This is a genomic window from Bacillus sp. AFS029637 (assembly GCF_002584985.1).
In the GTDB taxonomy this organism is placed as follows: domain Bacteria; phylum Bacillota; class Bacilli; order Bacillales; family Bacillaceae_G; genus Bacillus_A.
Window position 1 is genome coordinate 110632 of record NZ_NUPZ01000054.1, and the last position, 8338, is coordinate 118969.

Below are 8338 nucleotides of genomic sequence, written 5' to 3' on the forward strand. Positions count from 1 at the left end.
AAAGTTGTATTGCCACTTTTAAGGATTCCCTTTTCATTCATTATACATTCGTTTTTGGAGTTTCTTCTTCATCATGAACGTGTAATAAATTTTGCCACTTTTTATACGGTGCACTATTTGGATCCACATACCCTTTCGCATACGAACGATCCCATAATTGTTTAATAAACATTTCTTTTTCTTTCTTTGCAACCATGTCGGCACCTGTACCGTAATAGTTTTGGAAGTATAACTCAATTTCATCAAGGAATAACCTTAATAATTCATCTGACGTTTCTTCTAACGTCGGATCATATTTGGCTTCACGATCGTACATTAAAATCATATCTAAAATATTGTGTACGTGTTCTTTTCTGAGCCATCTTACATCTTGGGCTCCTAATACGAACGGATGTGTATATAAATGTCCACCTTGTATCATCGCTTTTTCTTGTTCTTCTTCAAACCTGGATAAGATATTTTCATAAATGAACGGATTATGAAGTAATGCTCTGTGTAATTTATAACTTTCACTTGAAATATTTTTCCCCATCGACTGAATTAAGAAGCTACGTCCAACGCCGTTATATTGATACACAAATTGCCCATCAACCGCAACTAAACTAATCCAGCGATACATATACGCGTATAGAAGAGCTCGATTGCATTTATCGTAGTCTAATTTTGTTTGAGTCGCATTCAAGTCTGGCATAAAGGCCGGTAAGTGCCAATACTTATCTAAATGCGGTGTTAAACTAGATTTTTTACTATTTAATTTGTTCACGCGGCGATAATACGATTGGAAGTAGTCACCTTTATCATTCATAAACCCGTTCGCAATATGTCCTGATGATAATTTAGGAAAGTCTTGTAGCGACAAGCCGTAATGCGCCCGATAACAGATTACTTCAAATGGCGAAAAGGCTTCATGCACTGTATCTTTTTCTTTAAACATCTCTTGAATTAATTCCTCTTGCAGTTCTTTCTTTAAAGATGGATGTATACCCCAATATTGTAATTCTCTATGATGGGAAACTTTCGGCACGAATGGGCTTGCTAAATGGAAAAGGTCTTCAATTTTTTCGCGAACGTATTCATCACGGTCACGTTTCTTATAATCTGCTTCTTTTCGTAACGCCTCTACAATATTCAGCTCTAATTTATCACGATAGCGTACTTGTAGTTCGTCATAACAATAGCTCAGTATATGTTCACGGTAGAAATCTTCAACCTTTTTCGACTGAATCTCTTCCGTCTTTGCATCCCTGCAATATTCTCCGTACAAACTCATATAAATTTCCGCAGATATATCTTTCGGTAATACACCTAAATTTAAATGTTGCTGCATATCTTGCCAAATCTTTTCTTGCAACTTCTCTTCAGCTAATACGTATACATTCGTCGGGTTTGTTTTCCCTTCAAATTCCTTGCTTCGTTTTTGAATTTCAAACAATAAATTTTCACGTGTTTCGTGTAAATTATCAAAAAACCTTTCCCAATATTGAATCATTTTATTAACTGCTTGATATAGTGATTGATACACAAGTTCTAATAACATTTCTTTACGATACTCATTTAATTTGTGTACGTATTGCGTTACGATGTCTTCAAACTCTTTTTTGAATAGACGTTGCTGATTATTCACCATTTTTCCGAACCAACCTTGTTGCTGAGCAATTTCTACTCGGCGTACAGCCGTTACCGTCCCATCAATATTACTCACATTAAATTTCTTATCGTAGTTTTGAATTAAATTACGCTTTTGTTCATTATTTTCATGTAATCGATTCATTTTTTCTACTAACTGCTTTCGAATTTCGTATAACATAAAACGTGCTGCTACTGGATGAACAGGGTCTGTTTTCTTTAAAAACCATGTATTTAATTGATAGGACTGTCCTTCAGATCCGCTTTGTGAAAAACGGTCCGATTCAATCATGTCATATAAAAGAGTTGTTACATGTTCATGTACACGACTCGGAATCGCATACGCATATAAACGAACCGCATGATCAACTCTTGCTACTTCCCCTTTCATTTGTTCCATCATTTTCAGTTTCGCAGCCGAAATTTTACACTCGTGCTGCAGACGATTTAATTCCTCATCTTTTTGCACCGTTCGTTGTACATAACTTTCTACAGCCTCTAAAAACAGTTTAGATTTCGCAACTCCGAGCTTACCGCCCTCTGCTCCTTCACGTGTTTCATTGTACATTTGTCTATAGAAAATATGAGCTTGTTCTGGGCGAGTAGCAAGATGCTCTAAGTCCTCTAAATAACTTTTACCTCGCTCTGGTTTTTCACGTTGCATACCACGCTTTACATCTTGGTCATATCTTTGCTTCTTCTCTTGAAACAGTTGATCTAAATGAAGCCACGATTCATCTAATCCCTGCACAGCCCATTTTAAAGCACAATATTTTAACACATGTTCATATGGATAAATGAGCTTTGCCGTTCCTGCTCCGCAATATCGCCCTTTCCCACTTGATTCCGCCAATTGCTGAATTTGATTGTCTTCTTGTGCAAAATGACTCGTGGACATTGGACTAAATAATTGTAAATAAATCGTATTTGCCATTTGCTCCATATAATCCGATAAGTTGTGCAAATGATGTCCATGTAAGTTTTCGTAATCATACAAGAAACAATAATTGTATGGTAAATGGTGTTGTTTAATTGTATGATTCGTTCTTCCATCCTCATCCACTTGATCAGGACGGTATTCTAATTCAATTGTTACACCACCACGTTTTGATAATTCCCCAGTAGAACCGAGCGTAATAGCGTGCAACTCTTTCAAAGACGCATAGCCATTCGCTTGCACAGTTTCAAATTCTTTCGCACTAACCGTCCTCGTCTTCACTAAAACATCCGGCATTAAAAACGCACCACGTATTAAAATGTTATGATGCTGTAATTTTTTCCGAAGCATTTCACGCAAATATAATGCGATTTGTAAAAACATTCCTGAACCTGTTCCGCCCGCTAGTGATGTTACAATAATGACACGCACACCATATTCTGTCTGATCACTTGTAACCGGAAAAATCTTCTCAATTTCTTGCCAAAAGGATGTCAATTTATCTTCTTTCATCGCAGCACGTAATGCTAAACGGGAAATGACGCGTAACTGTCCTGCACCTTCTGTTAACGGTTTATCAAGTATAGTCGGATCCATCGGAAACCACTCTGGAATCGTTGGATCTCCCGCAATATACTCTCTCGGCGTTTTACTTGAACTCGTTTGCGTCTTAAATTTCCGAATATGATCAAACTTACTCAATGTATTCACATCTGTATCAAATACATGCATTGCTACCTTCTTACGACGTTCTTCTGGTAATTTTTCATATATTTGATGTGTCACAGTACTACCGATTCCACCTAAACCAATTAATATCGTTGGAACTTGTAATGTCATGTGAACCACCTTCCTATTCTTGCTTGTTTAAAAAGAAGGAGAAAGGACGTAACGAATCCACTACCCTCTTATCCCGATCTACTATTCACATTCGTACCTGTAAATCTCCTTACCATATCCTCTATCAATTACTAACAGTTCATTTGGGTATAGTGTCTTATGTTCCATTCCTACTTCGTCCTCTGTTATAAACATCCCATCAATAATCATTCCTACTACTTGTGATTCTTTTGCTACAAATATCGATTTTGATCCTTTCTTTGCTATAAACGTAACGGATTGCACAGTTTTTCTTTCCGCTCTAAATGGGATACCAAAATAATGCTTCCACCATTTATTTCGAAGTAATTCTGGTTCTGATTGATATAGCCAATCTTTCGCTACCTCTTGATCCCATTCATAGTATAATAGTGCTTTCCGGTGAAATCTCGGGCGAACAATCCATCCTAAAACGATTATTCCTACTATTAACAGTAATAAAGTGATAGGAATAACAAACTTAAAAATAAGCGCATATTTTTCATAAAATGGTGCATTTTGAATATGGAGCGATATTTTTTTCTTCACTTCTTGTAACTTTGAATCCTGCACTATGATGGTAGCTTCTACGGTGCCGGTATCTGTAAAATTGAATGTGTCGGAGTAATGTGGACGAGGGTAAACATAAATCTGATTACCGTGTTGCTTTATTTCATAGTTGATTGATTGTTTAGATGTGACACCAGTAGATTTTAATAGTTTTTTTACAGCTTCTTCTGTCATCGGTTTACCATCTAACTTTGGTTGTAAAATGAACGGTTTGCTATTCTCTAAATTCGTTACTTTTTCTTCATAATCTTTCGTAACAGTTTGAAGTGATAATGCTGGCTTTTTAGCTGTTTCAATTTTGAATTCTTTCGTTTGTCTATAAAATCCCTTTATATTCATATGAACTTTCCCACGCACTAACCCTTTAGCAAGCTTCGTTTCGTAATAAAACACATGTCTTTTATCGTCCCACTTCATCGCATATTGTTTTCCATTTATTTCTATTTCTGTTTGGAAGTAAGATGACTGAACTGGCAATTCGGTAGGTTTTGCTTCAATAACAGCTGTCACACCTTCATACATTTCCTCAACATTTTTTCGATCTTTATCATCTTTGTCGTAAGTAGAAACAGTATAGTTTAGCGCCGGTTCAACAAGTACTTGTAACCCTTCTTTCTCAATGTCCTGGTCCACTTCTATCGTATATGTTCCTGGCTTAATGACTTCCTGATTTTCCGTACTGATATGAACTATATTACCGAATAATTTCGCTTCTCCTGGTGCATGTATGGAAAAAGAAGATTGTAATTGTAACGGTTTAGAAATTTTCGTGACCTGATAATCGGGCAAAGAAGGAGATTGTCGTACAAGCGTCATACGCTTTAATGGAAATGGTGTCGTAATCTCTACTTTTTTCCCTACTACTTTCGTTTTTACAATCGATTCAACAGAGGAAAACGGATCACGATTTGCAACTAACGCTGCTACTTGATTTACACTTTTTACAATACCATCCTCACCACTTGATGGCATCGTAACTCCATTTATCTCTTTCTTCCATATTTCTTTAAACGTATTTAGTTGATTTTTTTCTTGCTGCTCTAAATCCTCTTCCATCGTAATTAAGACTGGATGTAATGATATCTTTTTTGCATCCATTTCTTTCTTAAACTGCGCTAACTTCTGTGTAATTTGTTCTTTTCCGCCAACTTTATCTTTTTCTAAATCATTAAATGCCCCGTCAGTTAATACAATAAGCCAAAATTCACGTTTTCCATCTATATCTGCTTCCTTTTTTATAGATTCCATCGCCGTTTCTACTGCGCTAAATGGCGTGTTTAAATATGTTTTCCACGCTCCAATTCCAGCAATTTCTGTTTGTCTTTTATCCTTTGTTAATGAAATATTTAACGGATTATTCGGTTTGCTCATTGGAACGTAAGAAAATGTATCTTTTTCATCTAATAGCGCAACTAAACTTTGCAAAGCGTAATTGGCATATTTCCAGCGATCGTTATTTCTCATGCTGCCTGAATCATCATATACAAGTGAAACGACCCTTTCCTTTGCCCCCTCTCCTTTTGCAAAAGCTGATAAAGGTAAACATATAAATAGAAACAACATGAACGTGGCACAAATTCGGATTTTCATGATGAGGCTTCGCCACCTTTGTAGACAAATTCCTATGTTTAAATTTATGAGAGGAAACAAGATATATGACTTGTATTTTAGGACAACTAACCTATCATAACTTTATTATGTAAACAGGAATATAAACTTGGTAATATTTCTTCTACCATTTCCTATCCCACTATATAGGTAAAAAAGCCTGTTTAAGTTCTACACTTAAAACAGACTTTTCCTACTTTTCATATTGAAAACACATAACAAAAAGTTCGATTTATTTCTTCACATACACTTCGACAATTGGATTATCTTTATTATCAGCATGCAAGCGTATATTCTCTTCACTTGTACTATAAATGCTAGCTAATAACATAATTGTTAACACATTAGGCGTTTTTGCATCACTTCCGTATTTTCTTTCAAGCGCTTCTTTATATTCAAATTCTAAATCACCTTGTATATATGTATACACTTCAAAGCCATCTTCTAAATTGCAAACTACCGTATCAATAATATCTGCCCCTACTTGTTTTTTCATTTCATCCCGTAAGGCCTCAATAAATGCTTCCCACGGTACTTCGTATGTCTGAAACTGATCTGTAGATTTCATTACCTTTTCCTCCTTACTATAATCCTTTTCCTATATTTCCCCTTTCACATAACAATTATAAGAGATAGGTCATTCGTACAAGCCGCACTTGTCCCCCTTACATATCGTATTACTGTAATGGGGAAGGAGGAAAGAACATGCATAGACAAAGATGTTATGATACATGCCAGCGGTACTTCGGAAAAGTTGTTCGGATTGAAGACCGTGATGGGCGGGTTCATTTAGGAAAAATAATCGATGTGACACGAAGCTCTGTATGGATTGAACCAGTGCAACAACGCTCATCTTTTGATACAGGATTCGGATACTACGATGCATATGCAAACGGTGGTTGCGACCTTTGTGGTGGCCTTAGCAGATGTGACAATTGTGGATTTGGTTGTGGTGGTGGATTTAGTAGCTGCGGCTGTGGAGGTCGTGGTTGCGGTAATTGTGGTTGCGGAGACGGCTGGGGCGGCGGTGGTTGTGGCTGGGGCGTTGAACTCGGATTTGGTTTTATCTTCGGAATTACTTTAGCTGCATTATTTTTCATTTAACATAGTAAAGAGTTGGCTATCTTTAGCCAACTCTTTTTCTTTATTTTTCACATATAAATATGCGATGTCCTAAAACATGTTGGTACATAAGTCTTACATGTTCATGCTGTACCCACGCCTCATATAAATCGTTTGGAATATATGATGATACATTCCATTCTGGCTCTTCTGTGTAGCTGGAGATCGTTTCTGCAATTGTACCACCGCCAGCAATTTTAACTCTTTTAAAATTTGCTTTTTGGAATAATTGTACCCACTCTCTCTCAGTTAATAGTTCTTTCATCCCATATAACTGGGTAATTTTTTCTTCCTCTTTTTTCTCAATATGTGTATCAATAATCATTTCAATAACAACAAGCTTGCCACTCTTCTGTAACACACGATAGCACTCCGATATAGCTCTTTCTTTATCTGTAAAAGCTAGTATCGATTCCCCAAGCACAAACTCAAATGAATCGTTTAGGCAAGGTAATTGTTCTGCATCCCCTTGAATTAATTGTATATTCAATCCTTCAAACATCCATCTATCTTTCGCCTTTTGAATCATAATTTCATTCTTTTCAACCGCTGTTACTTTATAACCAAATCTTTTTGTCATATACGCCGCTGTTTTTCCAGTGCCACAACCTATCTCAAGAACATTCGCTTCATGTCTAAGAGGTAGTTGTTCTAACAATTGTTTCGTTAATGTAAAACCACCAGGATGGGCACTCCCTATTCCGTAATAAGCTAGAAAATCTATATATACGTTTCGTCTCATGGGATTCTCCGATACGATAAACTTAACTAAATCTATACAATTCAATCAAATTTATACAAGTTAGTGCTTCACCGTGTTCTCGCAACCCCGAAGGGACGAGGGGTATAACACTCCACACGAGGCAGTATCGTTACCTCCTATTATCAAGCTTTTATTTTACTCATCTTGATAAATTTATCGCAGCATTTACATCCCTATCGTGATGGCTATTGCATGGAACACAGTCCCATTCACGAATCTTTAAACTCCACTGTCCTTCTGATTGAACGGAATGGTCGTATTTTACGCCGCAACATGAGCAAATCTTGCTTGAGGCGAACCATTTATCAGCTTTTACATACTCAATGCCATACTTCTCGCACTTGTATGATAAACATTGAAAGAAGAAGTTTAATTTTTGAAAGGAAAATGCTTTCGATAGTTTTTTGTTTTTTAACAGGTTTGAGATAGATAAGTCTTCCACAACAATCCTCCTTGGTTTGGTTTTCACCAATTTAGCTGTTGCTTGATGGATATGGTTATTTCGGATATTCATAATTTTCCTAGATAACCGCAGGTGCTCAGCTTTCGCTTTTTCATATCCGGCAGATTGAATTTTTGCACCTTTTTTAGATCTCCTAGACATATCTCTTTGCGCTGACTTTTTCCTTTTCAAAAGATTTTTAAACTTGGCATCTTTATTTATATTTCGTTCTTTCATACCATTAGAAGCTACAAAAAGCTCTTTTAAACCAACATCCACACCAATCGGCTCATTGGTTAATTCTTGTGCTTCAAAGGATTCTTCGAACCCTACACTAATCCACCAGTGACGACCATCAAAGGTAACTCTTGGATTGGATGGTTTCTTGTTTTTTGGTAGTTGTTGGCTTGTT

The 8338-nt window shown here is 36.5% G+C and carries 6 protein-coding genes; 1 reads left to right on the forward strand and 5 read right to left on the reverse strand.

The genetic code is table 11. The annotated features are described in order from the left end of the window. Positions 1 to 40 precede the first annotated feature (40 nt). The 3 genes from COE49_RS26135 to COE49_RS26145 all read right to left on the reverse strand — a co-directional run bounded on the left by COE49_RS26135 (position 41) and on the right by COE49_RS26145 (position 6167). A complete protein-coding gene (locus COE49_RS26135) occupies positions 41 to 3403 on the reverse strand; it encodes a tubulin-like doman-containing protein (protein WP_088229878.1) in 3363 nt (1120 codons plus the stop codon). A gap of 81 nt (positions 3404 to 3484) precedes the next feature. Further along, the gene (locus COE49_RS26140; protein ID WP_088229879.1) at positions 3485 to 5581 is read right to left on the reverse strand and encodes a vWA domain-containing protein; all 2097 of its coding nucleotides are present in this window, start codon (positions 5579 to 5581) and stop codon (positions 3485 to 3487) included. 250 nt (positions 5582 to 5831) lie between these two features. After that, positions 5832 to 6167, reverse strand: coding sequence for a hypothetical protein (locus COE49_RS26145; protein WP_088229880.1), 336 nt, complete (start codon positions 6165 to 6167; stop codon positions 5832 to 5834). 137 nt (positions 6168 to 6304) lie between these two features. On the opposite strand from COE49_RS26145, the gene COE49_RS26150 reads away from it, so the two are divergent. Continuing rightward, complete coding sequence (locus tag COE49_RS26150) at positions 6305 to 6703, forward strand: hypothetical protein (protein ID WP_088229881.1); 399 nt, start codon at positions 6305 to 6307, stop codon at positions 6701 to 6703. A 40-nt stretch (positions 6704 to 6743) separates the two neighbouring features. Here the strand turns inward: COE49_RS26150 and COE49_RS26155 are convergent, their stop codons facing one another. Both COE49_RS26155 and COE49_RS26160 read right to left on the reverse strand, forming a co-directional pair. Beyond that, a complete protein-coding gene (locus COE49_RS26155; RefSeq protein WP_088229882.1) occupies positions 6744 to 7463 on the reverse strand; it encodes a class I SAM-dependent methyltransferase in 720 nt (239 codons plus the stop codon). Positions 7464 to 7623: 160 nt separating this feature from the next. Next, positions 7624 to 8338, reverse strand: a 715-nt coding sequence (locus COE49_RS26160) for an RNA-guided endonuclease InsQ/TnpB family protein (protein ID WP_098946154.1), incomplete at its 5' end; no start/stop codon positions are given.